At 47.3% G+C, this 26,185-nt stretch carries 18 protein-coding genes and 1 pseudogene; 13 read left to right on the top strand and 6 right to left on the bottom strand.

Annotation, left to right across the window (positions count from 1 at the left end; translation table 11 throughout):
• The first annotated feature begins 23 nt into the window (after positions 1-23).
• Positions 24-1,628, top strand: coding sequence for an extracellular solute-binding protein (locus tag A6049_RS11420; protein ID WP_063564763.1), 1,605 nt, complete (start codon positions 24-26; stop codon positions 1,626-1,628).
• Between the two features lie 82 nt (positions 1,629-1,710).
• Here the strand turns inward: A6049_RS11420 and A6049_RS11415 are convergent, their stop codons facing one another.
• Positions 1,711-4,149, bottom strand: coding sequence for a glycosyl hydrolase family 95 catalytic domain-containing protein (locus A6049_RS11415; RefSeq protein WP_063564762.1), 2,439 nt, complete (start codon positions 4,147-4,149; stop codon positions 1,711-1,713).
• 210 nt (positions 4,150-4,359) lie between these two features.
• Between A6049_RS11415 and A6049_RS11410 the strand changes: the two genes are divergently transcribed.
• Both A6049_RS11410 and A6049_RS11405 read left to right on the top strand, forming a co-directional pair.
• Positions 4,360-5,256: an AraC family transcriptional regulator gene (locus A6049_RS11410; protein ID WP_063564761.1), complete on the top strand. Its 897-nt coding sequence runs from the start codon at positions 4,360-4,362 to the stop codon at positions 5,254-5,256.
• Positions 5,257-5,332: 76 nt separating this feature from the next.
• Entirely contained in the window at positions 5,333-6,277 is a 945-nt protein-coding gene (locus A6049_RS11405; RefSeq protein ID WP_240321373.1) for a divergent polysaccharide deacetylase family protein, read from the top strand.
• Here A6049_RS11405 and A6049_RS11400 read toward each other — a convergent pair.
• A complete protein-coding gene (locus A6049_RS11400; RefSeq protein WP_063564760.1) occupies positions 6,252-7,025 on the bottom strand; it encodes an N-acetylmuramoyl-L-alanine amidase family protein in 774 nt (257 codons plus the stop codon). The genes A6049_RS11405 and A6049_RS11400 overlap by 26 nt on opposite strands.
• A 194-nt stretch (positions 7,026-7,219) precedes the next feature.
• Here A6049_RS11400 and A6049_RS11395 point away from each other — a divergent pair, with 194 nt between their 5' ends.
• On the top strand, positions 7,220-7,444 hold the full coding sequence (locus A6049_RS11395; RefSeq protein ID WP_063564759.1) for a YqzE family protein: 225 nt from the start codon (positions 7,220-7,222) through the stop codon (positions 7,442-7,444).
• A gap of 95 nt (positions 7,445-7,539) precedes the next feature.
• Here the strand turns inward: A6049_RS11395 and A6049_RS11390 are convergent, their stop codons facing one another.
• From A6049_RS11390 to A6049_RS11380, 3 genes are all read right to left on the bottom strand, one after another.
• Positions 7,540-8,595: a hypothetical protein gene (locus tag A6049_RS11390; RefSeq protein ID WP_145921918.1), complete on the bottom strand. Its 1,056-nt coding sequence runs from the start codon at positions 8,593-8,595 to the stop codon at positions 7,540-7,542.
• A 183-nt stretch (positions 8,596-8,778) separates the two neighbouring features.
• A complete protein-coding gene (locus A6049_RS11385) occupies positions 8,779-9,996 on the bottom strand; it encodes a YqhG family protein (RefSeq protein ID WP_063564757.1) in 1,218 nt (405 codons plus the stop codon).
• Between the two features lie 2 nt (positions 9,997-9,998).
• Positions 9,999-11,759 carry a DEAD/DEAH box helicase gene (locus A6049_RS11380; RefSeq protein WP_063564756.1) on the bottom strand — a complete coding sequence of 587 codons (1,761 nt, stop codon included), beginning with the start codon at positions 11,757-11,759 and terminating at the stop codon, positions 9,999-10,001.
• Positions 11,760-11,949: 190 nt separating this feature from the next.
• On the opposite strand from A6049_RS11380, the pseudogene A6049_RS11375 reads away from it, so the two are divergent.
• Positions 11,950-12,642 (top strand): annotated as a pseudogene (locus tag A6049_RS11375) (HAD family hydrolase); the annotation flags it as partial.
• A 60-nt stretch (positions 12,643-12,702) separates the two neighbouring features.
• Here the strand turns inward: A6049_RS11375 and msrA are convergent.
• A complete protein-coding gene (gene msrA, locus A6049_RS11370; protein ID WP_076289735.1) occupies positions 12,703-13,218 on the bottom strand; it encodes a peptide-methionine (S)-S-oxide reductase MsrA in 516 nt (171 codons plus the stop codon).
• 220 nt (positions 13,219-13,438) lie between these two features.
• Between msrA and A6049_RS11365 the strand changes: the two genes are divergently transcribed.
• From A6049_RS11365 to A6049_RS11330, 8 genes are all read left to right on the top strand, one after another.
• Entirely contained in the window at positions 13,439-13,999 is a 561-nt protein-coding gene (locus A6049_RS11365; RefSeq protein ID WP_063564753.1) for a flavin reductase family protein, read from the top strand.
• Between the two features lie 514 nt (positions 14,000-14,513).
• Complete coding sequence (locus tag A6049_RS11360; protein ID WP_063564752.1) at positions 14,514-16,607, top strand: acyltransferase family protein; 2,094 nt, start codon at positions 14,514-14,516, stop codon at positions 16,605-16,607.
• A 225-nt stretch (positions 16,608-16,832) separates the two neighbouring features.
• Positions 16,833-18,146, top strand: a complete 1,314-nt coding sequence (locus tag A6049_RS11355) for an extracellular solute-binding protein (protein ID WP_090949008.1) — start codon at positions 16,833-16,835, stop codon at positions 18,144-18,146.
• 144 nt (positions 18,147-18,290) lie between these two features.
• Positions 18,291-19,169, top strand: a complete 879-nt coding sequence (locus A6049_RS11350) for a carbohydrate ABC transporter permease (protein WP_063564751.1) — start codon at positions 18,291-18,293, stop codon at positions 19,167-19,169.
• 39 nt (positions 19,170-19,208) lie between these two features.
• Complete coding sequence (locus tag A6049_RS11345; protein WP_371121405.1) at positions 19,209-20,063, top strand: carbohydrate ABC transporter permease; 855 nt, start codon at positions 19,209-19,211, stop codon at positions 20,061-20,063.
• A 29-nt stretch (positions 20,064-20,092) separates the two neighbouring features.
• Positions 20,093-21,898, top strand: a complete 1,806-nt coding sequence (locus A6049_RS11340; RefSeq protein ID WP_063564749.1) for a cache domain-containing sensor histidine kinase — start codon at positions 20,093-20,095, stop codon at positions 21,896-21,898.
• A complete protein-coding gene (locus A6049_RS11335) occupies positions 21,895-23,478 on the top strand; it encodes a helix-turn-helix domain-containing protein (RefSeq protein ID WP_063564748.1) in 1,584 nt (527 codons plus the stop codon). The genes A6049_RS11340 and A6049_RS11335 overlap by 4 nt, the downstream gene beginning before the upstream one ends.
• Before the next feature lie 92 nt (positions 23,479-23,570).
• The gene (locus A6049_RS11330; RefSeq protein ID WP_095206054.1) at positions 23,571-26,147 is read left to right on the top strand and encodes a beta-mannosidase; all 2,577 of its coding nucleotides are present in this window, start codon (positions 23,571-23,573) and stop codon (positions 26,145-26,147) included.
• Positions 26,148-26,185: the final 38 nt, after the last annotated feature.

Genomic DNA, 26,185 nt, shown 5'->3' with positions numbered 1-26,185 from the left:
CATTGGGAGGAATTAGGGTGTCAATGATAAAGACAAAAAAATGGATGACCATGGGAATTACGGCTGCATTAGTCGTTGGTTTGCTTGCGGGCTGCTCCTCCAATGATGGGGAGAATAATACAGCGGGTAAAGATGGGGAACAAGGGCCGATTACGCTGACGTGGTTTGATGGCAATACCAAAGGAGAACCATTTACCGATGCAATTGCCCAGGAAATTACCAAAAAGACGGGCATAGAGATCTCCATCCAACAACCAACAGGTAATCCAACGGAAAAACTAAGCTTGATGCTCGCCAGTGGTGACTATCCGGATGTGGTGGTCATGAGTCGGGGAGACGCTTCACTTGATAAGTACATTTCAAGCGGTGCATTCATTCCACTGGATGAGTTAATTGAAAAGTATGGTTCTGACTTGAAAGAGATGTATGGCGAAACCTTGACCAAAACACGTTATACAGACGGCAAGAACTACTATCTGGCAAACTGGTATGGACTCGACACTGATCCGGTCTTCGGTATGCTGATGAGACAAAACCTACTGGAAGAGTTTCTTCCAGACAAAGCAGATGGTTCAAAGCCACTTACAACGGATGAGTTTGAAGCACTCCTGAAAAATTTTAAAGAAAAATACAACACGATTGATGGCAAAGAGTCCATTCCCATGACGATGAACGGTGAGAACATGGGCGCGAATTTGGGAACATTCAAAGGCATGTGGGGCTTAAAAGCCTACTATGACAACAATGGACGTCTGCAATATGATGTTAAAGACCCCAAATATCGCGAGATGCTGTTATATATCAATCGCTTATATAGAGAAGGTCTGATTGAGAAGGAATTTGCGATCAGCAAAACACAGACTTGGATTCAAAAGCTGACGACTGGCGCAGTATTCTCTACACCAGGTGCCTATTGGGACCCAGGTAACGGCAATGGAGCCTTGAAGAAAGATGGCGGGGAAAAGAATCAGTTGTTCGCATACAAGGTTGTTGCTCCAGGTGTAGACCCGGCTCAAACAACATTTGGCCCAAGAAGCTCGCTTGGATGGGATGCCATTGCGATTACCAAAAACAACAAACACCCGGAAGAAACCATAAAGCTGTTTAATTATCTGGCGAGTGATGAAGGACAGCATTTGCTGCTGTGGGGCAAGGAAGGCGAGCAATACACTATGGTGGATGGCAAGCGACAACCGGACCCTGCATTCCTGAAAAGCTTCAAGGATAACTGGGATGATACGGTGAAGAAAAGTGGCGTTCGTAAATGGTTATGGTTTGTCAAAAATGGCCTGGATCCAAATGGACAGCCGTACGACATGGCCGTTAAATTCCAACGCAGTGAAGTGGATGAACTGGCCCTCAAGAGTCTTGGTGATTCCGTATGGGATACAGCACAGTATGATAACCTGAATCCGGATGGGGGAACACCTCAAGCACTGACGGCCCAGAAGGTGAAGGATATTATGGATCAGAGCATTACGAGAGCCATTATTGCTCCAAGTGAAGCTGAAGCCAACTCCGTATTTGACAAGATGCTGGAGGATATGAAGAAGGCTGGCGATGAGAAAGTGGAAGATATCATTAACGAGAAATATGCTCAGCGTATGGAACTGTGGTCTTCCAAGTAATTGAAGAGTAAATTTGGTAATAAGAAGCGTCCCGGGATGGTCAGGGACGCTTCTTATTTATGGTCACATTTTACAAGATACGCTAAAACGTCGCTTTAACAATGGAGATGATATCTCCTGCTACGGTTGAGATCTTGCCAACCTGACCAGAAAACATATATTGTTCACCAGAAGAAACTGTGCACAATGCCCCTTCTGCCCATGGGATATAGAAGGTTAGGGAAGTACCAGCTTCGCTCTCAATCTCGATCCAATCCGTCTCCCCATCCACAAAAGCCGCGCTGACAAGGAAGCCTCCCACAGCACGGAGAGTATGGAACTCTGCTTTTTGTCCATTCGGCCAGTTGGGAAAGAAGCGCAGGGTGCCATTATAACTTTGAAGAAGGCATTCATTGATAACGGCAGGCAGGGAGAAATTTTCGAACCAGATGCCCATGCGTGACATGAAATCGAAGTTCTCCGTGTCAGCATAGCGACCACCGCTCATCAGGACCCGATCTGTACAAGTACCGTTTGGTAGCAGACAATACTGGATTTGACGCTTGAAGCGTTCCAGATCCAACACGCCAAGCCGGGCTCCTGCAAGATGAAAGAATACCAGTTCATTCCCGCCTTCGTTGCGGTGGTTAAGGTAGGAGTTTACTGCGGTCTGATATTCCTCCTCTGACGAATGAAGCCCGTGATCTTCACCTGGAAATACAGTCGTAATAGGAATTGGGACGTTATACACCACGTCAGGATCTTCCCCCTCCACCGACACAAAGACTGGACCGTTGCGTGATTCGGCTGTGGGATAAGAAGGGAACTGGTTTAAAATCTCCTCTACATTCTCTAGCAGTTCCTGCTCGGATTTTATCCTTTCAAGAACACCGCAGGCCTGGGTGAACGCATTGAACAGAAATCGCGTCAGTGTCAGGTCGATCAGGCAGTCTTTGTTTTTGGCAAAGCCGGGTGAAATCTCATATAGCTCCGGCACCACCGTCGGAAAAATGTGATAATTACCATCTCCCCAGCGTTCACCCTGTGCTTCCGGACGATTCATGTAATCGACCATGAACAGCACGGCTTCCTTCATGGGTTGAAATGCACGATCACGCAGGAACGTCTCGTCCATGGAATATCGATAGTGCCACCATAGACTTTGTACGGTCCAAGGCGTCTCACAGATTTCCCATCCCCAGTGCGGGACAGGGTAGGGCATCATGGACATCTCAACAGGATAGGCTGAGTGGGGGAAATAAGCTCCGCTTAGTCCGTAATAATCACGTGCCCATGCTCGGCTGATGGGAAGTACATGATCAACCATATCCACGTAGGGCAGATGTTTGTCGAGATGATTGCTGGAGAATGCGAGCCAAAATGGCTGCTGTGTGTTGTAATTCATGTGGTAATCCCCATGCCAGTCTGCACCGATGGTACGGTAGCTCCAGTTGGCGAATAGGCCTGGACAGGTAACGCCCTCTCTCACGGCACAATTAAAAAAGTAAAGATTGTGGTACCAGATACGCTCCAGAAATTCATCTTCCAGAGAGACGGAGGAGCGGCTCCAATAATCACGCCACATTACATTCGATTCTTCCTTAGCTTGACTAAAGGAAGACAGTTTTGGCGGGTCGGCCTCAATATTGAGTTCACTGTAAAGGCCTTCCCAGAGCTCTGCACAGGCCAAAAAGCCGAGTTCAGGTTCTCCCAGAGGACAGCCGTTGGATGCGAGCGTCTGATGATGCAAAGCATGTTTCTTCATTGCTGTTAATCCAGACGAGCGAACAGCGAGCCGGAAAGCTCTATCTTTTTCATGTGTGATATAGGGCGTAGCGGGATGCTCAACATGCGGCAAAATTTGCGTAAATGACTGTCTACCCGTAATTTCACTGGTTACGATTGCTGCTTGAGGAAATTCAGGCGGTGTTTCGGGATCAGGAATGAGCTTGATCTCCTCGAATAAGGGGATCGGAGCACCCGTCGCAGTATCACTTACCTTCATCCAGATCCGGTCGTGCGCTCCTTCCACAAAGAGTTCGAATACAGCAGGTTTGCCATCGATCAGGAAATCAATCGTGCAAAGGCCGTTGGCAATATCCATGGTGTGGCCGATGACTTCGGCCTTTCGCCGATCATACCGCAGCAGTAGTGACCCGCAGGGCATGGGCTTGGGATATGCCTTACTGTAATTTTGGCCAGCCAACTCACAATATTGTTTGTACCACGGATGATCCGTTAATCGCGGTAAATCAGCTGGCAGAGCAGCAAATCTGTCATATACCTCTTGGAAAGTCATGAGCTCTTCACGGTGTTCTTCGGCGAGACGAATATCCCATACATTGTTGTGCCCAAAATGGAGCATCACAGCGTCTGGACGGGTTGTTACGACAACACCTAGTCCTCCATTGCCCAGTAGTGCGCCTTCAAAAAAATCCGGCGCAGGACCAGTGAAGGAAATGGGATGCTGCTTGGCCCGTTCATAGCCTCTGTTCTTTTTTATCTCGTTTTTTCTCTTCGTTAGACTATCCTTCTTCTGCACAAGTCGTCCTCCTCATGAAGTCATGCGATGTACAGTTATTACTGTATCTGAACAGCAGTTTGCTGTATTTAGCAAGACGTCCATGATTTGCACGATCGTCAGATCAATTGGTGCTCTGCTGATATGTACCTCTAGTCCCCAATTGTACCTTTCGATGATGGAGATGAAAGGTTAACATCGAGAAAAACGGAGTCGGAAAGGAAACTTCCAATGAATTTTGCTTCCTTGCATCCCTATGTATATTTGGCGACCCGATACCCTTTTGCGAAGGGACAGTCGAGTTCTCCGCGAATTTGTTATACCAGTTCCATTTACTTGATCAGCGAAGGGTATGGGATATTAAGTATAAATGGTCTGAGCAGCAGGCTCGGTCCTGGTTCGCTGGTCTATATTCCAGCAGGGCAATTACATGAATGGGTGGCTGATGGGAATAACCCTATGGTACATCTGTGTTGTTATTTTGATTGGCACTATGTGGAGCGAAAAGAGGTATTTGATACGTCCTGTCCGATCTGTTATCCGCCGCAGGTGTTGCAACAAGCTTTTGTTGGCCCAGCCTTTCCATATGAACTTAGGGAGATTTCAAAGGTGGAGTCGTTGCGAATCTGGCAGGATCTGTTCCAAGACTTTTATAAAAGTGGTTCATATACCAATGAGCAGACTTTTATGCGGAGCTTGACGATTCAGCGTCATTTTCAAACGTTTATCGACTACTTTCTGAACTGCTGCATGGAGAAGGGGCATTTAATCCCTGATCGCCGGATAGCCCATATTCTTAAAATTTTGGAGAAAGACTTACTTCACGGAGCACCCAAGCCGCTGGATATCTATCACAAAAGTCTCAAAATGAGCCGTGGTCATTTTTTCGAGCTGTTCAAGAAATCTACCGGATACTCCCCCATCCAGTATATGAATCACTTTCGTATTGGACGGGCGAAGTATGATTTGCTTCACACGACATTAAATATCACTCAAATTGCTGAAAAATATCATTTTAGCTCGGTTCATTACTTCTCTCGCCTTTTTCATCAACTGACAGGTCAGGCTCCTCGCCAATATCGCTTACATCATTCCAACACAGCGGCCTTCAGCGCTCCATTGGAATGAACAGGCTTTTTTTGTCTACATATTCCCCCTTCATTGTTCAAATAATGATGGGACAGAACAAAGGAGGGAACGATGGATGAATAAGGCCGGACGAAAAGGGTGGTCCTGCACCTGGAAATTTAAAATGTCAGTGGTACTCACAGGTACGATATTCATGGTTTATGGTTTTGGCTTTTCTGCCAGCAGTGCGGAATCACAAATTCGTTCAGGGCAGCCAGAGCAAATGTTAACGGAGCAAACCATAATACAAGCACCTGGTTCAACTTCAGGTCAGATATCACCAACTCCGGCAGACAAATCGCAGCGTAAACGAATGGCGATCATCATTGATGATGCGGGGAATGACATGAAAGGTACTTCTGAAATTTTGGCGACCCCGGTTAAGTTAACGTTGGCCGTGATGCCATTCTTGCCAACGACGAAGAAAGATGCGATTGCCGCACATGAAAAAGGAATGGATGTGATTGTTCACATGCCAATGGAGCCCAAAAAGGGAAGACCAGAATGGCTTGGGCCAGGTGCGATCACAACCAATCTGACGGATGAGGAAGTGCGTGATCGAGTCGAGAAAGCCATAGATGAAGTTCCTTATGCCGTCGGCATGAACAACCATATGGGTTCCAAAATTACGTCTGATAAACGGATCATGTCCATTGTATTGGATGTATGTCAAGAGCGCGGGCTATTTTTTGTGGATAGTCGTACCAATTTTCGATCTGTGGTGGGGGAATTGGCCATCACCAAAAATATGCCACCCGTCGGCAACGATATTTTTCTAGATGACCACAATTCCAAACAACAAATACGCAAGCAAATGGATTTGGCGGCCCAACGTGCTCTCGACAAAGATGTGTGTGTAGTGATCGGTCACGTTGGTCATACCGGATTAAATACCTCTGCTGTTGTCCATGAATCCGTATCTCGGCTCAAAGGTCAGATTGAGTTCGTCGGTATTAGCGATCTGGTCCGAGATGTGTGGCATTGGCAAGCTGAGCCTAAACTGCCGACAGATAATAAATAATGCCATTAGCAATGGACTGTGCAATCCGTTTCTGTTCGCCCGGGTCGCTGATCATTGCGCGATCGTGTGCATTGCTCAGAAATCCGGTTTCAACAATTACAGCGGGTTGCTTCACATGATTTAACAGGTAAAAGGGCTTGCCCCATACCACATCGCGCTCCGTCTTGTACAATTGATTTAGCTGATTCTGAATGGAACTTGCGAGCATGTAGCTTCTTCCTTCGTTCTGATGTAAAACAACTGGGCCACGAGCAGCTGATCTTGGACTCCAGTTGGCATGGATACTGACGACGATGTCGGTGCTGACCTCTTCGCTAAGGCTTTTGCGTTGAGCCAAATCTCTGCGATGGCGTGAGCGACTGTTTAACCAGCGATTCTCGTCACTCAGCGCATAGTCTCCAAGTCGGTTGATGATGACTGCATAACCCTTGCTGCGAAGCAGAAGATACACTTTTTGGCTAATGGCTAGGTTGATGTCTTTTTCCAGTACGCCATGGTCTGTTGTTCCACCGTCAATGCCGCCATGACCAACGTCTAGAAGGATGACAGGTGCTGCAAACGCATGATGAGTGGAGTGATAGGCATCCCCATCGGTTACCGGCAGCATGGATGGGCTTATGGGTGATCGTTGTGAATGCAATGTAGGCAGGTCGGTTAAGGCAAATTTTGCCGCGCTGGCATGGGAGGTCAGAGGGATGGAACTGATGCTGATTAGCAATGCCATCGATGCGGCCAGCAGCTTATACATGAGAATACACGCTCCTTCTTGAAATAGGCATCTTATGCCATAAAGTGAGTGGATGGATACCTTTGGCATTAGACTGTGCATTCTTCTGTTTTTCATACTCTTTGCAGCAAAAAAAATGTTTATTGATGATCCCTTCTGCACACAATAGAGATAACATAAGCCCCGGCTTTGCCGGAGCTAAGGAGGCAGAGGTTATGGCCAAAAGTGATGAGCTGGTGAAATACATTACAGAGCGAGTTGTTCATTATATCGACACACCGAAGGATGAACGTAAAGGACGAACCAAGACCAAAGAGCCATGGACTATGAAGTGGTTTGGAATGATTCCTTTTGCTGTATCTCTATGGGTTGGAAAAAAGGAAAAAGCAATGAATTCGCAGGGGAAAATGCAGAAACGAAGCTCTTCAGGTAAAGGGTGAATCAAGAACCAACATAGGTAGAAGCTTCTTCCAAAGAAAAAGACGCATTCCTATGAAGAACCAGAGGAAGGCGTCTTATTTGTTGTATAGATCGGTCAAGGTTTCACAGCATAGAAATGCCCGTCCCGCAGCAAAGTCTGAAGAGGTACAAATCGTCTTACCGAAGTATTCCCGCCAATAGCTACATATTGTTTTTGAACGGTTCCACGGTCGTCACGCCAGATTTGATAACCACTGACAGGCAAAGCCCCGCCATACAAGACATTTTTCTCATCTGCAGAGAAAACGATCTTTTTATGCTCTTTCCATTGCTGATTCAATGTTTTTACGCCATTGATCGAAAGTGCTTTTGACGTGATCCATAACAGATTGTCCGCGGGATCAAAGAGAGGTTGCAGATCCATGGAGTCAACGGACAACGACAACGAGGAGACTTGTGGCGAATCCTCGGGGGTCATCACGACAGCTTGTACAGATATTGACCTTATGAACTTCATTCGACTCGTAGCCTGCCGTGAGTCCGTATCCAGTGCATCCAAAATACCCGTTGGTAAGGTGTCGCCGTTGGTTGCGTCAATATAGATTGCATCATCGTTAGGTCTCTCCACTTTCCAATAAGCGAGCAGGGGAGGCGCATAACGTAATTGAAGCCCTCCTCCGTCATTAATCATTTTCTTCAAGTCCAGTTGCTGTCGATCCAGAGCTTGATCCAACAAGGAAATGTTGTACGGTCGTTGTTCTCCCTGACCATACTCGCTGAGCTGTAATTGTCCTTGCTCGTTAGCTGAAATGATCATATAACCAACGGGTGACTCTCCAACATTAGCGTATACCAACCAGCTGCGTGTGCCTGGACCGAGGGGATAAAAGTCCAATTGAGCATGATCCCAATGGTTCCCTTCATGTTCAGTACTTAGAATGATAGCTTGCTCGCGAGCAAATTGTTGAACTGCATCAGGAGCCAGTGTGTCGGAATGAAGTCCCGCCGTACTTGTGGCCAATGTAGTGGGTAGTACGGGCCTATATGCATTTTGGATTCCAGCACCTTCAGCTTGGAGTATGGGGAGCGGGGTGATTATACATAGAAAACACATTACAATGCCGGTTATACGGCGAATCACGTTCCATCCCTTGTGGAAGGGTCGTTTCATGCCAACACCTACTTTTCTGGGGTACATATCCTGACAAAACGGACTCCATTTTCGCTACGTGATCGTTTCTAATTCCATTTTAGAGGACAGGTTATGCAAAGGTTGCTGCAACCTGTCGGGCTGCCACTCATGAATAAACACTACTTTTGCCGTCATTTGCGGGAAAAGTAGTGTCTTCGTCGTCTATCTCAAATGAAACATGCCGCTGCTAATTGCGGTCACCTTCACTTTGGGCTCATATTGCCAGATCATTTCGGTACGCCGTGTTTCATATTGCAGCTTCATAGCTTCCCGGTCCATGACCGCTTGGCGGGCTTTCTCCTGTTCCGGGTCCGTTTCTGGTTCTGCCTGAACAGCAGCTTCAGCAGCGAGTTCGACATCTGCTCCAATCATCACGCTAGTTGGTTCGACGGGCTGTAGATGTGCTTTCTGGATACGAGTAGGGCCGGAGCGAGAAGTCTGCATTTGGGGAGATGGCCCGGTCCCTGTATGTTCCTGATCCGTTGAACTACCGTCTGTGCTGGAGGCAGAGGTTGTATCAACGTCGACTTCAGGGGTGTCCTCTCTAAGAACTGCTTCATAGTACGTATCCACAACAGCAAGCTCCAGATCAAGCCGTTCTTTGGCTTTCTCTGCCCAGCTATAGTCGAGTTCCAGCAAGCGATTTGTCAAATGCGATTCCAGAGCTGCCCCGGCATCGGCTAGCGATACTTTGGCGGTCTGTACGTGCATATTCTCAGCCAGCCTTGGGCTAAGGTCACGCCTGTTCAGTTTCGAGCCGAACTTCTCGACAATTTCCCCTGTTCTGAGGGAGATACCGATAAAATGAAGTTCCTCTTTTTTCAGATCACAGGCGAATTCCACTTTAAAACACACACCAAGCCATGGCTCATATACTGCTGGCGCGGTAGCTCGCAATTGCCTTTTTGCAGCTTGTTCGAACAGGTTCACGAATGCGCCGCCTTCACGCGCTGCATTGAAGATCTGTTGCAACCTGCGACTGCCATATACAACATCTTCTTTCAAAATCCGTCCGGGTCCCAGCTGAGGCAGAGAAGGGACAATACCGAAGTACCGACCTAGAATAGTCTCTTTGGGAGCTTCGGGGGTACCGGTACCTGGTGAGGTTGGAGGAGCTAACTGTGCAGCTTTTGCTTCTTCAGCTTCCAACGCTTGCTGATGGGCATCCGGATCAAAGACGAATGTAAAGGACATCGTCTCCGCAGGTGCACCGGTTCGCTCCACAAATCCCCAATAATACGGACGGTTGGTTAATGCCTTGTCGGCTTCAGGTGAAAGTTTTACCGTAACATGGGCAGGAGAACGCTCCATAATCTGACAATCAAGTGTTTCCAGGTAAGTGAGCACATACGCTTGCACTTCATGGGGTGACATGGTCATGATCAGAGGCCTCCTTTACGAATATCAAGCCCGGATACGGCTGGTGCCTCATCTGCGACTTCGCGTTGAATGGAGTTCAACGATTGTCCAAGGGAGTCCATTTTACGGCGGATATCCTCTTCGTTTTGTGATTCAAGCATGATTTTGTACAAGCTTTTTTCTATCGATTCCTTCTTCTCCAGCCGCTCCAGAATGACATCCAATCCACCAATGACCATCTCGAACATATTGATCTTCTCATGAAGCAGATTCAGAATATGCTCCTCGATTGTGCCTGTCGTCGAAAGGTTGTAGATGTTCACATCATGCTGCTGTCCTAATCGGTGTACGCGACCGATCCGCTGCTCGACACGCATGGGATTCCAGGGCAGGTCGAAGTTGATCATGTGATGGCAAAATTGCAGGTTGATACCCTCACCGCCCGCCTCGGTTGCAATCATCGCTTGTACTCGACCACGGAAGAGGTCCATCATCCAGTCTTTTTTACCACGGTTCATGCCGCCCCGGTAGGGAACAGCGGTTAGGCCGTTGTTGCGAAAATAATTGAGCAAATACTCCTGCGTGGCACGGTATTCGGTGAAAATAATAACCTTCTCATTCATGTCACGAACGAGTTCCATTGTTTTTTCCGCTTTGGTATTTTCCTTGATCGCTTTAATATGGGCAACGAGTTCCCAAATCTTATCCCGCAGTGGGGAGTCCAGTGGAAGCTTCTTCGACAGATTGACCAACGTCACAAACACGGCATCCCGACTGCTGCATACTTCGCGTTGCAACGTCACTAGCGAAAGCATGCTGCTCAGATTGCCGCCGGCTTCCTGGTACTGATCCTTCACAAAGGAAGTCACCCCATCGTAAAGGGCTTGTTCTTCAGGCGAAAGCTGTAAATTCACATTGGACACGTTTCGTTTGGTAAATTGAACAGGTCCTTCACCGCGACGGTTACGGATCATGACTTTGGACAACTCATCCTTAAGCTGCTCCTGATTTTTCGGAATGCGTTTGTCGACGACAAAGTTGGCTGCAAAATCACCCTGACGGCCAAGCTGTCCCGGCTTGAGCAGATTAATGAGGTTAAACAGCTCGCTCATGTCATTCTGTACCGGTGTAGCCGTAAGCAGCAGGCAGTACTTTTTCCGCAATTTCAGCATGAATTGATAGTTCGTTGTTTTTTTATTTTTGAGCTTATGAGCCTCGTCGATAATAATCATGTCGTAATCTGTATTCAGCAGCATATCTTTATGCGGGTCACGCTTTGCTGTATCCATAGAGGCAACCACGATTTCATTTTGCCAGGAATAGGCTTTTTTCTGTGCAATCGCTGGGATGCCAAATTTGGAATTCAGCTCCCGGACCCATTGTAGTACAAGGGACGCAGGCACGAGAATGAGCACTTTGGATACAAGTCCACGGACCATATATTCTTTCAAAATCAGGCCAGCTTCAATCGTTTTGCCAAGTCCAACCTCATCGGCGAGAATGGCACGGCCTGACATTTCAAACAGTACTCTGCGTGCAGTATCCATCTGGTGTGGAAGAGGAGTGAGTCCCTGTAAATGCTTCAGACATTGGATTTCATCAAAATTGGGAATCAGATTCGTCTCTTCAGCTTGAATACCAAGTTGAAAGAGTCTGTAATCGCCCCAAGGGCCGCCTTTATCGAGTCTGGACTCCAGTTGGGTGATCCAGCTGCGATCGAATTCAAGCGGAACGGGTAGTTCTGCTGCAGGTTGATTAATTTGATGCGGGTTTTTCCGGTTCATGGTGCTTCCTCCCCTGCCATTCGTGATGACGGTTTATTCGTAGGTAATAGTATGGACGAATGAGAGGCAGTTCATAACCAACCTTGGAATAAGGGGTGATTTCAATCAGAAAGTTTGGAAGGGTTGTAAAATGATAGGTATTCACGTATGTTGATGAATAGTCACTTTACTTAAGTAGAGTGACTATTATATCTCAAACTATATCCTGAATATGAAGGAGGAGAATCTGTTTATGCTTTCATTGATTTTTGATATGGATGGTACGTTATTTCAGACAGATCGAATATTGGAAACTTCTCTACATGACACTTTTAATCATCTGAGATCAAAGGGATTGTGGGAGCAGAATACGCCAATAGAAAAGTACCGTGAGATTATGGGAGTTCCTCTGCCCGTCGTCTGGGAGAATTTATTGCCCGGATACTCGGACCAGATTAGACAACAAGCAAATGAATGGTTTCATGAAAAGTTAATTGCCAATATCGAGGCAGGCCATGGAGCACTATATCCGTACGTAGAAGAGTTCTTTCAATACTGCAAAGAGAAGAGTATACCGATATACATAGCGAGTAATGGACAAATCGAATACTTGAATGCCATCGTAACCTATTATCATTTGGATGAGTGGGTAACGGAAACCTTCAGCATACAGCAGATTTCATCACAAAATAAGTCTGATCTCGTACGCTCCATCGTGGAGAAATATAAGATCATTCATGGCATGGTTATCGGGGATCGCTTGTCTGACATTAAGGCGGCGAAGGATAATGATTTAATTTCCATTGGATGTAATTTTGACTTTGCTCAAGCCGATGAACTAGCTCAGGCGGATCGGGTTATTGATAGCTTCGAGGAGTTGAAGACTTTAATCGGTGTACTGTAAAATGGATGCGACAAAAAAGCGGCCCATGTGGCCGCTTTATTAATTAATTATTTAAAGAGATTAACTCCAATATTTCTTGATAATTTCGTCACGTCCGGAATAAATCCGGGATTCTTTATAATATTTCGGATCTTTGCGATGGAAATTTTGATGATATTCTTCTGCCGGATAAAATACGGAGGCTTCCTCAATGGCAGTAACGACAGGTTTATCGAATCGGCCTGTTTTGGCAAGTTCCTCTCGGGATTTCAGGGCCAATTGGCGTTGCTCTTCATTGTGATACAGGATGGCAGCCCGATATTGGCTTTTGCGATCATTACCCTGACCCGTGGCATCTGTGGGATCGATCTGCGGCCAGTACAGCTCAAGCAATTTCTCATATGGGAAAATGGCTGGATCAAACGAGATTTGCACAACTTCCAAATGCCCCGTTTCCCCGGTCAATACTTGCTCATATGTAGGGTTTTCTACGGTTCCACCCATGTATCCGGATATAATCCCGTGAATGCCGGGCTGCTCTTCAAAGGGACTTACCATACACCAGAAACATCCCCCGGCAAACGTTGCTTTTTCAATCACTGCTATTCCCCATTTCTCAGTTGTGTTTAATCAAGATTACTATGAATGCTAATTATAACGCAATCCATTTGATAGTTCACCCAGCCTCTTCTTTTCAAAAAGTGATTTGTGATAAGGAAGTAATTCTTTCTCATCCTTTACTTATATTGTATAATAATGGATGAGAAAAACGGCCTAGTGCTGCTTTGGGGCCAATTAAAAACGAAGAGGTGATCAGATGCGGAAACCGATAGATGAACCTATGTTTTATTCCTATCCCGGCATGGTGGCGGTAGTGACATCCCGTCATAAGGGCATGCAGAATGTGATGGCCTCAGGCTGGCATACCTATATTGGGTCGTCTCCCGGAATTTACGGGATATCGCTGAGGAAGGAAACGTACTCTTATGAATTGATTGAGCAGAGTGGAGTATTCGGGGTACACTTCCTTCCGGGTCATCATTCGGAGTGGATTCAGGCTGCGGGAACCTTCAGTGGAAGAGACACAGACAAATTCTCGAAATTCGGGATTACATACGAAGAAGGAATTAAAGTGGATGTACCCATTCTGACTGAAGCTTATTTTGCTTACGAGTGCAAGGTAATCAATATCACAACATATGGGGATCATGAATGGATTGCAGGTGAAGTGATACAGCGGTATCAAGACCCGGAATACTTCTTGGAAAATGGAATGGTTAATCTGGACAAATTGCAGATTCCAATGTACGTAGGACGATCCTCTTATCGGATTCTTGATGGGAGTGCGGAGGAGAAGGTTCATCCGTTTTACCTCTAGGGTCCTAGGCACCAAGATGCAATTATGAGCAAAACTTTCAATCCGGCAAGAGATAGGTTTATAATGGTTATTGGCTGCTGAGCAAGTCGGCAGCCTTTTCCTATTGGCATAAGTGTACACTCCAGACCCTCAGAGGGATCTGCTCATATATGAAATAAAAGGTAAGGTAATATTAGCCATTCTATGAAAAATGCTGTATTTAAAAATAAAATTAGAGTATGATTTTACAGCTATATATGCTTGGCAGGAAAGGTTACATCGTTTCACTGGATTGTAACTATTACTGTAATTTGTGAATAATCTTTCGGGCGTATAATGCTAAACGGGACATAACGACAAAGATATAAAGAAATCGTAATCATAAAACATCATGGTTAAGTAACACGTCTTCTTTATGTTGTAAATGAATGATGGAAGGTGCAATACGTATGTTAATGACAACCAGAACCACAAGGAGTTCTCGAACGCCCCAGACATGGATGATGTCGACTCACATTGTCAAGGAGGGGCTCGCATGTCACAATCGTTGAAAAGCAAGCGGCATATGAACGGACTGGATGGTTTGCGAGCCATCGCTGTGCTTGCAGTAATAGGGTATCATCTGAATTTAGGTTTTATTCCGGGCGGTTTGCTCGGTGTAGGCATTTTCTTTGTTCTATCAGGGTATTTGATTACAGATATTCTTTTGACACAATGGCAGGAGCATGGCCGGATTTCGCTCGGTGATTTCTGGGTGCGAAGAGTAAGGCGCTTGTTACCTGGCATGATCACGATGACTGCAGTGGTGATGATTTGGCTGCTTTGCACAGATCCATCTCGACTGGCTGCGTTGCGTGGTGACATTGTCTCGGGAGTATTATACATAAGCAATTGGTGGTATATCTTTCATAACGTTTCCTATTTCGAAAGTTTCGGCCCTCCATCACCCTTTGGACATTTCTGGTCGCTGGCTGTGGAAGAACAGTTTTACATTGTTTGGCCCCTTCTACTGGTCGCAGCAATCGTCTTGTTCAAAAGAAAGGGATGGCTGGTCGTCTTTATTGTCGTAGCAGCTGAATTGTCTGCTGGTGCGATGGCCATCATGTATAATCCGGATCTGGACCCGAGCCGTGTTTATTATGGAACAGATACAAGAGCATTCGCCTTATTGGCTGGTGCTGCACTGGCCGTGGTATGGCCGAGTCGCAAACTATCGTCATCCCTTGCCCGCATCAATCGCCTTGTCCTGGACGTGTTAGGTTTAGCTGCGCTGGCTTGGTTAATCTACATGATGCTGAATAGCAGCGAGTACGACCCTTCATTGTATCGAGGAGGAATGGTACTTCAGGCTATAGCGACGACTTTGCTCGTAGCTGTACTGGCTCATCCATCATCCTTCCTGGCAAGGCTTATTGGCGCCAAGCCATTGCGCTGGATCGGGGAACGATCCTATGGTTTATATTTGTGGCACTATCCTGTCATTATTCTGACGAGTCCAACGGTAGACACGGGTGGAGCACATCCTGTGCGAATGGTTTTGCAGGTTGCAGCAACGGTTGCACTGGCCTCCTTGTCACTTAAATATATTGAAAATCCAATTCGTCATAACGGATTTCGTGATTCCTGGTCCCGGTTATGGGGAAGAGGGCGCAATGCAACAGGTATTCGCAACGTATGGTGGAAGCGCGCTGGATTGCTGATGAGTATTCTGTTGATGTGCTTTACGGTGTCACAGATGATGATTACGTCAGCAGCGAATTCTGATTCCCATTCGGTATCGATGTCGGCCACGCTGAATGGAGATCATTCCGTAACGGAGGAAAAGGGGCAGGACGTTCTTCCAGCAACAGTGAGCACCTCCGGGGCCAACAACCAACCTGCGCCACAGAAAAACGATAAACCAGCGGCGAACGCTGGAGATCCACCAGGCAAAGGAGAACAGCAAACGACGAAGCCAGGTAATGCTCCGAAATCTGAGGAACCAACTTCAGGTGAGCAGAAAGGATCAACTCCTGGCGACTCGAACCATGCTGTTGGTAAACCCAAAGGAAGCACCGACAATCCTGGAAATCCAGAAGACAACGGTAATGAACAACCCGAGGATCCTGTCAATACATCAGATTCGTCCAAAGAGCAAGAGGAAACAGCCCCTCCAGCCAAAGATGGCAAGATTCATTATACGGTCATTGGAGATTCAGTTATTTTGGACGCCAAGCCTTATCTTGAACAAACCATTTCGGGCGTGCACGTGGACGGTCATATCGGCCGTCAGATGTGGGAGGCTGCCGATGTACTGGATGGCCTGAAGAGAAATAACCAAATGGGCAGTCAGGTCGTACTGGAGCTTGGAACAAACGGTTCCTTCAATTCCAAAAGTCTGAATTCCGTGTTGGATTATTTGAAAGATGAAGAACATGTTTATCTGGTTACTGTGCGAGTCCCTCGCCCATGGGAACGAACCGTGAATAAAGCACTGAACGAAGCGGCGTCAGATTATAGCAATGTATCTCTCATTGACTGGCACACTGCAAGTGAAGGACATGACGAATATTTCGAAAAAGATGGTGTACATCTGACGAAGGAAGGTTCGGAAGCTTTTGCAGCACTTGTGAAAGACAGTATGAAATAAATCAGAACTTATCTATTCATTTATTTATAAATTCAAGAATGGTTCCCGAATCCACATACAGAAAGAGCTCTCATGATGAGGGCTCTTTCTGTATGTAGCAAAGATTGCAGGATCAACGGGGAATCCGATATTTTTCACCCCTGCATCCGTGCATCGTCACCTTACAGAATGATAGCGTTACCATTTAAAATAAGTGTATTCAAATCGCCAAGGGGGACTATAGAGATGTTGAAAAAATGGCTTTCGGGAATATTGGCAATGACGCTATTTTCCATCGTTCTGGCTGGTTGCGGCGGCGGGGACAGCTCAGAAGGCAGCGACAGCAAGGATAAAGTAACCGTCACTATATGGCACAACTGGACTGGACAGGACGCCAAAGCGGTGGCGATGCGCAAAATCATTGAAGACTTCCGTGGGTCGCATCCGGATATTGAAGTCGTGGATGAAGGTCTGCCGACAGATGGCCTCAAAACAAGGCTCCGGACGGTGGCAGCGGCCAATGAAATGCCGGATCTGTTCGTCATGTGGCCGGATGCGATGACCAAGGAGTTTGTGAAAGGGGATCTGTTGCAGCCGATCAATGCCGAGCTGGACGCGAAGCCGGAATGGAAAGACAACTTTATTCCGAACGCTCTGGATGGATATACGGTGGACGGGGATATCTACTCGGTACCGATGAATCTCGCACCCACTTCCTTTATTTATTACAATGAAGCACTGTTTAAGCAGTACAACGTGAAAGTACCTGAAACGTGGGCTGAGCTGGAGCAGGCCATCGCTACATTTAATGAGAACAAAGTAATACCGATGGCACTGGGGAACAAGGCCAATTGGGTGGCTCAATCCACGATCTTCAGTACACTGGCTGACCGGGTAACCGGCACAGACTGGTTCTTAAAAGCAACAGCGCAGGATGGGGCCAGCTTTACAGACCCACAATTCATCCAGGCGCTGGACAAAATGCAGGAACTCGGTAACAGCAAAGCATTTCAGGATGGTTTCAACAGTATTGACGAAACACAGATGATGCAGCTGTACTTCCAGGGAAAAGCAGCGATGGTGATGAACGGCGGATGGGCATTGGCCAACCTCGTCAACAACGCACCGGAAGACATTTTGAACAATACACACATTACGATTTTACCAGCAGTAGATGGAGGCCAGGGTGAGGCCAGGACGACATCTGGCGTTGTAGGGACAGGCTTGGGTGTAAGCAAAAAGTTAAGCGGTGCCCAGAAAGATGCGGCCATGGAGCTATTCTACGCTTTGGCAGGCCCTGACGGTCAGAAAGCAACTCTGGATAGCAGCACACTCGTCAGCTACAAGATTGATCTGGACAAATCAAAAGCCCATCCATTGTTTGTGGAGCTCTATGACTTAATGCAGGAAGTAAAGATTACTCCGGTGTATGATTCCAAACTAGGATCTGCAACCGTCGAGGTTATCAACAATGGATTGCAGGAGCTATTGATGGGTGGTAAAGCCGCAGATATCGCGAATAAAATTCAGGCATCGCAAGCCAGTGCAGTCGGAAATTAAGGTCATAGGTCATTCCGATCCAGATCTGGATGAGCTGAAAGATGCTTTGCGGTAAGATTCAGACCCCTTCCCGGTAGGGGAGGGGTTTTGCATTGATATCAAGGGTTGTAATTACCAAAGGTTTGATGAAAGGAAGTGAGCAAGATGAACGCATTGCGCAGTCGACGTTTTATTATGCTGGGGCTCGCTCCGGCAGTTCTAATTTACGCTTTGTTTGTATTTGTGCCGGTTGTATGGTCAGCGTACTATGGATTCTTCAACTGGTCGGGAATCGGAGAGTCAAAATATATCGGACTGGATAACTATGTGGAAATATGGCATGATTCCGTATTTTGGCGGGCACTGAAAAACAACGTCATTTTTGTTCTAGCTTCAGTATTTGGACAAATTCCGTTAGCGTTGATGCTGGCGGTCATTTTGCACAAAAGCAATCCGTTACAGCGTTTTCTGCGTTCAGCCGTATTTCTGCCGATGGTATTATCCACAGTAGTTATCGGTATGATCTGGCAATATATCTATCACCCGCAGATCGGGATACTGAACTTTCTACTGGATGCATTAGGGCTGGAAAGCTGGAAGCTGCAGTGGCTTTCAGATGAGAAAATCGCCATTTTCTCCTTGGTGCCACCGCTGCTCTGGAGTTTTGTCGGTTTGTACTTGATTATCTTCATCTCGGCGCTGCAGAATATTCCCGGCGAAATTCATGACGCTGCCAAGATTGACGGTGCTTCCGGAATTCGCAAGCTGGTTTCCATTTCTTTGCCCATGATCTGGGGAACGGTTCAGGTAGCGATCATTCTATGTATCTCGGGCAGCCTAAAATCATTCGATCTGGTGTACATCATGACCAAAGGCGGCCCGGCGCATGCGACAGAGCTGCTGGCAACGTATATGTATAATTCAACCTTCAACACGTATCGCTATGGCTTCGGGAGTGCTATCTCGACCACCATTGTGCTAATCTCCCTGCTGCTGATCGGAACAAGCCAGTGGGCGACAAGCCGTAAGAGAAAAGAGAATTAGGAGAGAGGGGGGAATGTAATGAGTGTTACACCGTTATCGATGCCAACACCAGGGAATACTTCAGGCCATCCGGTTCGCCAATTCCGTAGTGGAATTGTTTGGACGCTGTTGACGGTCTATGGTATTTTAACATTGTATCCGTTCTATTGGCTTGTGATCAGTGCATTCAAAACGAATGAAGATTTCTATAGCAGGCCCTTCGGGCTTCCGGAGAAATGGAACGTGGAGAATTTCAGTAATGCTTGGGAAAGCTCAAAGCTGGGAACCGCTTTTGGCAATTCCCTGATTGTGTCCGTAGGTTCGCTTATCATAACGCTGTTTATAGCAGCGCTGGCCTCATTTATACTTGCACGTTTCCAGTTTCGTTGGAAAGGGTTGATCATGACCTTCTTCGTTGTAGGTATGCTGATTCCCATTCATAGCACATTGGTTCCGTTATTTATTTTGATGAAACAGATGTCTCTGCTGAATACGTATTGGGCACTGATATTGCCGTATACCGCATTTGCGTTGCCAACCGCGATATTTGTGCTAACAGCTTATTTGACTAGCATTCCACGTGACATTGAAGAGGCCGCTTTTATTGATGGAACAGGTCTATGGGGGCTGTTCACCCGGATCATGCTTCCCATGTCTGTGCCTGCCTTGTCAACGGTCACTATTCTAAGTTTTCTACACGCATGGAATGACTTTTCATTCGCACTCGTGTTTATTAACAAAACAGGGTTGAAAACGTTACCGCTCGCGATCGCCAACTTTGCCGACGGATATCAGACCGATTACGGCCTGACTCTTGCTGCCATGACCTTGTCCGTAATCCCGACCATCATTCTATACCTGGTATTTCAGGAACAAGTCATGAAAGGCATGACGGCCGGAGCAGTCAAAGGTTAAATGAGAGCGCATCCAGAGGAGGAAAAGGTGTGGGACGCTGGCTAACATCTTCACTGCAGCGGAAGCTGTCCGTCGTGGTTACGGCTTCCATGATTGTGCCGCTGCTGGCACTGGGGCTGTTCGCCTTTCTGATCTCTTCCCGCATCACAGAGCAAAAAACAAAGCTTTCCGGCATGGACACACTGAAGCAGGTAGAAGCGAATTTGCGCTATATGCTGCAGGATGCCGAGACATTATCGATTTTTTTGATTGGAGAAAGGGACATTCAGCAGTATTTGAGTAGCGATGAGGACGATGTGCAGGAGCGTGTGGATATTCTGGGCAGGATGACCAATTTGGCCGCTTCCAAAAAATATATTGCCAACATTGCCATCTATCCGGAACGTTTCGATGCGGCTCTGTCCACGGCTACATGGTATGAATCATCCAATGTAACTTATCCTCCTGCTCCGCGTGGTGATGCGGTTAAAGCATGGACTGGCGTATATCCGGTTCAGAATTATGCGGGTATCCAAAATGTAATAACATTGGTTCGACCCATTCGCAGCATTCATGATTATCGGCCCATCGGATGGCTGGCGATCAGTCTAGATGAGAAGGCAATCTCGAAAGGATGGGCAGCGCTGGGACTGGGTATGGGCGAAGGTCGACTGGAACTGATCGGTCCCACTGGAGAGATTTTGTCTTCCATGGACAAATCCCGTCTTGGACAGTCACTGGAGAAGATCGAGCCTGAAGTACATACGCTGATCCAACAGGAAGTCAGTGGAACAGCCACGTATGGCAGCGGCAATGAGAAACGTACTTTGCTCTATTATCCGGAACTGTTGACAGATTGGACGCTGACCGGAACGGTTCCCTACGATCAGTATAAGTCCGAAAACGGTTATATTCTGATCCTAACTGCTGTTGCAGTGACGCTGTCTGCTGCGATCAGTGCAGGACTGGTCTGGTTTACGGTGCGACGAGTCACAAAGCCGCTGAGAGTTCTTACGAGACATTTGTCCCGAATGGACCCGGATCGACCGATGCCCCTATTTCGATCGGAAAGTGATGATGAAATCGGCAAGCTGGGAGAGAGTTATAATTTGCTCGGTGCACATATTAAGAGACTGAAGGAAGAGGTTATCCGTGGTGAAACCCGCAAGAAGGAAGCTGATCTCAGGGCACTTCAGGCGCAGATCAATCCTCATTTTCTGTATAACACCCTTTCATCCATTCACTGGATTGCCTTGATGTCTGAGGAAAAGCGGATCGCAGAGATGGTTGAGGGATTGAGTGATTTTTTGCGCATCAGTTTGAATCAGGGTAGGGATTATTGTCCAGTTGGGCAGGAGATTGCCCACATTCGCCATTATGTTCGTGTACAATCCATCCGATTTCCCGACAAGTTCGCCGTGCATTATATTGTGGATCCGGCACTTGAACAGCGAATGATGCTGAAATTGCTGCTCCAACCACTTGTCGAAAATGCCATGATTCACGGAATTCAGCCAAAAGCGGGTATGGGCACAATTACGATCATGATTCGTCAAGAACAGGAACGAATGAATGTGCTGGTTCTGGATGACGGGGCTGGCATGGAGCGGGACAGACTTGAGCATGTCAGAAGCAGCCTTGTGTCATCGGATGAGGAAGAGCACCATGATTCAAACCACTACTGGACGGAGAAAGAGCCAATGAAGCAAACATCCCAAGGGGGTTACGGACTCCGCAATGTGAACGAGAGACTACTGCTTCATTACGGAGCGGAGGCGCAGCTCGAAGTGGACAGCCGGGTCGGAGGTGGAACCCGGATTTCATTTTCCATTCCAATCCTGGAGGAATCACGATGAGATTACTGATTGTTGATGATGAAGTAATTATCCGCACAGGGCTCGCCAGTGTAATCGCTTGGCATGAACTGGGGATTGAGCTGCTTTCGCCAGCAGCCTCGGCAGAAGAGGCGTTAACACGCATGGCCGAGGAGAGGCCGCATATTCTGATGACTGATATTCGGATGACGGGAAGGTCGGGGCTTGAACTGGCTGAGGAAGGGCGGCATATGCTGCCGGAACTCGAGGTCATTATTTTGTCGGGATACGATGACTTCTCTTACGCTCAGCAAGCGATTCGTCAAGGTGTCACGGATTATCTGCTTAAGACGAGTAAACCGGAAGATATTATCAAGACGGTGCTTCAGGCCAAACAACGGATTACCGAACGATGGGCTGAGAAATCAAGAGAAGGGCAGCTGCTGCGAGAGAACAAACAGCGCCTGTTCGCTGGATGGATCATTGATGGAGACGTTGAATCAAGCCCTTGTCCTGTATTTCTCCAGTCGGGAATGAATGTGCAATCGGAATATTCCTCAGACAAGGAGCAAGTGCAGAGACAGATTCTTATTTTAAAAGCTGAGGGGTGGAATCATTCTTCGGTTACTTTACTGAACTTTGCCGTGCAAAATATGCTGGAGGATGTTCTGTCAGGCGCAATTGCACACATTCAAAAAGACCGGATTATCTGTGTTGTACAGCTGCCACCGAATGAGCAGGATTTCCAATTTACTTTGGGGATTGCGTTAACCCGGATGGAGCAATTGTTAAAATGTACATTGCGTGCAGCAGCAGGTCAACCTTGCATGGAGGTTCAACTTCTGCATGAGAGCTACCGAACGGCGTCGATTGCATACCGTTATCACGGGTTACTTGAGGATAGGATATGGCAATATGAAGACGTTTTGCACCGCATAGGAGGCAAAGCCGTCCTTCAGCATGAGGAAGAAACTACCCTGGGGACATTATTAATGGATAACGACTCGATTATGCTGACCACATGGACGCGAGAACTGGTGGATGAACTCCTGATGGACCCCGAAGTAACGCCAGAGTCTTTTGATGCCTGTCTGCATGCTGCGGTGAATGCCGGACAGCGCTGGTTGATTCGCACGATGCGGGCCATTGGAAGAGACGATCTGGAACGATTCGAACCATGGAGGCCAAACCCGGATGCCGATGCTGGTGAACTTCGTGATCTGCTGTTTCATCATTTATATGGGCTGATGCATACCTATCACAGCCAGATGGGACAAGGGCGGACTACCCATGTACAGAAGGCTATTGCTTATATGGAATCTGGATTGGCACAGGATATTAGCCTGCAATATGTCGCAGGTCAGGTTCATCTGCATCCGGGCCATCTCAGTGAACTGTTTAAGAAGGAAACGGGCGTCACTTTTGGTGATTTTGTAACAGGTATGCGAATTCGACGCGCGATGGACATGCTTGTGGTTTCTCCCGCAAAAGTAAGTGAAGTGGCCGCCATCAGCGGATATGAGGACGTTAAGTATTTTAGCAGGCTGTTCAAAAAACATACAGGCAAGACTCCGAGTGAGTATCGCGAGGAGGCTGTGTCGTACAAGACTTCCGGACATTAAAGGTTAGCAGGCTAAAGAACGAACGAAGTCATGTTTATATTGCAAACGTTTTCGATATTTTATTACCAAGGAAACTGGGGAGCGAGGCAAGGATGAAGATGATTAATTCAAGTCAGGATTTGTCAGGACAATGGAAAATACAGCATTTCGAGGTTGGGGAGAAGCGGCCCATGGATGTTGCAGCGGCAGCGCTTGATGATCGATTTTGGATCGGAGCGGAGGTGCCAGGGGATGTGCACACCGCTCTGGTGGAACGCAGCATCATTGATCCGCCCTACTATGGGCATAACGATGCCAAGAGTCGATGGATCGAGCAGAAGGAATGGTGGTATCGTACTAGCTTCAACCTGTCGAAGGATGGGGAAGCAGAGGAGTACTTTGAGTTAATATTCGACGGGTTGGATACGTTCGCCACCGTATATGTGAACGGACATGAAGTGGGGCAAACGGCTAATATGCTGATGTCCCATAATTTCGATGTGACTACACTAGTTCGTAATGGCTGGAACGCCCTAGCGGTCAAGTTCGATCCCCTTTATCTGCATCACAGAGACAAGGAAACGTTTGACTGGTCTTCGTATACGAAGGAACGGCCATGGTTGCGCAAAGCTGCGATGAATTTTGGCTGGGACTGGGGTCCACGGATGGTCACCGTAGGAATTTGGGGAGGGGTACGTCTTGAAAGACGAACGATTGCAAAGCTGGAGAACGTATTTGCACGTACCGAATCAGCCAGCAAGCAGCAAGCAGTTGTCCATGTCACTGCGGATGTGAAGTCCGTATTGTCTTTCCGTAGCAGACAGAAACGTGAAAAAGCGGTGGCCCTGTCTTGTGATATTCGTTTACTGGACGCGAGTGGACATGAAGTGGCACGGTCAGCCGAAGCAGTTGTGGAAAATGGTCTCGCCGATACAATACTAAAATTAGATTCACCACAATTATGGTGGACGCATGATTTGGGTGAACCTTACTTGTACAGGATGGAAGTTACGCTATTTGCCGATGGGGTGGAAGTAGATCGTTACAACGAGCCTTATGGTGTACGAACCATTGAACTGGCGCTTCATAATGAGCAGGGTGAGGATGCTTTTACGTTTATCCTGAACGGAGTGCGTGTGTACGCGAAGGGAGCCAACTGGATTCCGGCCGACCATCTGATTGGTGCCATCCCGGCCTCCCGGTATCGTGAGCTGATCGAGTTGACCGTGGAAGGGCATATGAATATGCTGCGTGTCTGGGCGGGCGGTATATATGAAAAGGACGTCTTCTATGATGAGTGTGATCGGCAAGGCGTACTGGTGTGGCAGGATTTTGCTTTTGCCAATGCCCTATTCCCTGATTTCAATCGGGACTTCATGAACAATGTACGGGATGAGGTTGAAAATAATGTCTTGCGCCTGCGCAATCGTGCCTCGCTTGCACTCTGGTGTGGCAATAACGAAATTGACTGGCTATATGACATGAAGTCCGCCAGTGGAGATATTACCAGCCCCTTCTATGGAGAGCTGATCTACCATGAGCTGATACCGGAAGTACTGGAGCGGCTGGATTCGTCTCGTCCATACTGGCCTTCTTCACCGTATGGGGACAGTCACGGCAATGATGCCAACGATCCGGCTGTGGGGGATCGTCATAACTGGCAAGTATGGCATGGTTCCGTGTATCCCCGAAAACACGGCGAGCCGCCACTGCTGAATTACAGTATTGAGGGTGTGACTTTCAAAAACTATAAAAAAGATAATGCCCTGTTCAGCAGTGAATTCGGCATGCACGCCTCGGCCAACCGCTACACACTGGAGAAAAACATGCCTGGAGGGCAATTTTACTGGGGCAGCCCCGAAATGGCCTATCGGAATAAGGATACCAATCATCAGAAAGGCATTCTTCTAATGGAAGGATATACGGGGATTCCGCAAAATATTGAAGAGTACATGAACTACTCGATGCTGACACAGGCGGAAGGATTACGGTATGGCATTGAACATTTCCGGCGGATCAATCATCGCAATAGTGGAGCCCTTGTGTGGCAGCTGAATGACAGCTGGCCAGGTACAAGCTGGTCCATGGTTGACTACGAGCTGCTGCCAAAGGCCTCCTTTTATTACGGAAAAGTATTCTTTCACCCGATACTGCTGTCTCTAGAACATGAACCGGGTGAGCCGCTTACGTTATGGGTTGTGAATGATACACGTGACACTCTGAAGGGACAGCTTCGACTTAATGTCTATGGATTGAATGGGGAAAAAGTATACTCCAGCTCGCATCATGTGGAGACAGGTTCGCAATCCGCTAATCGCATAGCAGAGCTGAGCGAAGCGGAAGTATTGGGAGGCAAATTGGCAGATGAAGTGATGGTTGAATTGGTAGCCGAAGGTTTCACTGCACCACTCAATCGATATTTCTTACGTGATCCGAAGGATGTTAACCTGCCTCAATCTCAGCTCAGTGTACATGTGAACGAAGAGGAGCAATCCGTGTCGGTTACAGCCATTGGTGCAATTGCACGGTTGGTGAAGCTCGAGCTGCCCCTCGGACGCGTTCGTTTTAGTGATAACTATTTTGATCTTCTCCCTGGTGAGAGCCGTACGGTGAGATTACGTCATCCCGATAAGTTGTCTCTGCCGATGACTGAGCTACGGGTAAGCGCCATGAATGGTAGTGAAGCCTGATCCCTAATTGTTTTTCCACAAAGAACAAAACAGCCGAT

The organism is Paenibacillus sp. O199, from assembly GCF_001636635.1.
Taxonomy (GTDB): Bacteria; Bacillota; Bacilli; order Paenibacillales; family Paenibacillaceae; genus Paenibacillus; species Paenibacillus marchantiae.
Note: the sequence above shows the minus strand (reverse complement) of the source record. Positions and strands in the feature narration are given on the sequence as shown.